2 protein-coding genes and 1 pseudogene are annotated in these 1,360 nt (G+C 58.7%); all 3 read left to right on the forward strand.

Annotation, left to right across the window (positions count from 1 at the left end; genetic code table 11):
• Nucleotides 1-176 precede the first annotated feature (176 nt).
• Nucleotides 177-536: a DUF6124 family protein gene (locus tag ACXRVY_RS29370; protein WP_223463067.1), complete on the forward strand. Its 360-nt coding sequence runs from the start codon at nt 177-179 to the stop codon at nt 534-536.
• 191 nt (nt 537-727) lie between these two features.
• Nucleotides 728-1,144, forward strand: coding sequence for a DoxX family protein (locus ACXRVY_RS29375; protein ID WP_223463066.1), 417 nt, complete (start codon nt 728-730; stop codon nt 1,142-1,144).
• Nucleotides 1,137-1,360, forward strand: a pseudogene (locus ACXRVY_RS29380) (antibiotic biosynthesis monooxygenase); the annotation flags it as partial. The gene ACXRVY_RS29375 and the pseudogene ACXRVY_RS29380, both read left to right, overlap by 8 nt.

The following is a 1,360-nucleotide window of genomic DNA, read 5'->3' on the forward strand; positions in this document are numbered from 1 at the left end:
AGTCTCTATTGCACATATTCGTGTGTTTGCAATTTTCGACATGGTGGCTGTGCGCGGGAGACCTTCGGGTCTGCCGGGTCTTATACCTCCCGGTTCGCTAACCTGCGTACAGCTGCCACCCTTACTTGTTTAGCGACGGGTTTTGGTGGTTTCACCAGGTATAAAGGAGCTTGACCATGTGCAAACCAACCCCGAATCCCCCACAATCCGACGACGTTTCCCCCTACGATTCGCTCGACTCCAAAAAGCTCCACGAGGCCGTCGACCGCGCACTGGATCACTACCTCAATCCTCCGAAAGACCCGGCACCGCCGCGCAACCCCAGCCCCCTGTTTGTCATCGCCCCCGGCATCAACACTGAAACGCTTTTGGCCCACGCCTGCGAATCCCTGGCCTCGGCCAGCATCATGGCCAGTGACCTTGCGGGGTTTTTGCAAAGCCCTCATCGCAACGCGCTGCTGGGGATTGCGCAGATCATCATGTTGGGCGAGCTGGCGGTGAACCGGGCGCTGGATAATCTCGACCCGCAGGAATAACCCGGTAGAAGCAACAACAAATAACCCTGTGGGAGCAAGCTCGCTCCMACAGGGTTCTATGTCGTTTGGTCGATCTCGGTCTTCCCGCAAACAGAGCACGTACATTCAATTTTTCCTCCCCCCGTCCCGGCACTATCGAATCCAGTCCCGGTGCATCGACGCCGGTAGTTTTTCATTTGTGTGGGTAGGCCATGGACGCTTCGCGACGCGATGATCGGGCGCAAGACTGGGGGCTGCTGTTTCTGCGGGTCAGCGGCGGGCTGTTCCTGTTGTGGGTGCACGGTTTGCCCAAGCTGCTGCACTACAGTGCCGAGTTGCAAAACATCGAAGACCCTTTCCACCTGGGCGCGAACCTGACGCTGGTGCTGGCGATTTTCGCCGAGGTCGTGTGCCCGCTGCTGATCGTCGGCGGGTTGCTGGCGCGTCTGGCATGTTTGCCTATTCTGTTTCTGCTGTGGGTGTCGATGTTGATCGTGCATCCAGAGTGGACACTTTTCGAAGGCCAGTTCGGCTGGCTGTTGCTGATTGTCTTCACCAGCATTTTCATCGCCGGGCCGGGACGGCTGGCGCTCAATGTCCGTTTCGCCGGAGCCTTGCGTTATGTCTGAATCCAATCGCCGTGAGCCGGCAAGTCCCGGGCCTGATGAGGTGGTGACCCTGATCGTCAAACACCGGGTCAAGGCCGGTTTCGAAGTGCCTTATGAAGCCTGGCTGCGCAACATCGTCAAGGTGGCCGCACTGAACGTCGGGCACCTGGGCGTGGATGTGGTGCGTGGCAAGAACGCCGGCCTCGACACCTACACCTGCGTGTTGCGCTTTTGCTC

Source organism: Pseudomonas sp. P5_A2_2, assembly GCF_054177685.1.